Genomic DNA, 240 nt, shown 5'->3' with positions numbered 1-240 from the left:
CGCTGAGCCCGGCGTTCTCGGATGAGGGTTCACCGCGCCTCGATGTGCCGCTGATCACCCAAGGCCAGGCCGTGCAGCGTTTGATCAGCGCGCGTAGCGCGGCCGAGTTCGCACTGCAGGCCAATGGCGCCGACAGCTACGAGTCGCCCTGCGCCTTGAGCCTGGCGCCGGGCAACCTGGCCAGTGAGGCGATCCTCGAACGGCTTGGCACCGGGCTGTATATCAGCAACCTGTGGTACC

The 240-nt window shown here is 67.1% G+C and carries 1 protein-coding gene; it reads left to right on the top strand.

Features of this window, described 5'->3' with window-relative positions; genetic code table 11:
- The coding region (locus SB725_RS33630) for a metallopeptidase TldD-related protein (RefSeq protein WP_410923750.1) at positions 1-240 on the top strand (240 nt) is incomplete at both ends.

The sequence above is a fragment of the Pseudomonas sp. SIMBA_041 genome (genome assembly GCF_046535095.1).
Lineage (GTDB): Bacteria > Pseudomonadota > Gammaproteobacteria > Pseudomonadales > Pseudomonadaceae > Aquipseudomonas > Aquipseudomonas mucoides.
Note: the sequence above shows the minus strand (reverse complement) of the source record. Positions and strands in the feature narration are given on the sequence as shown.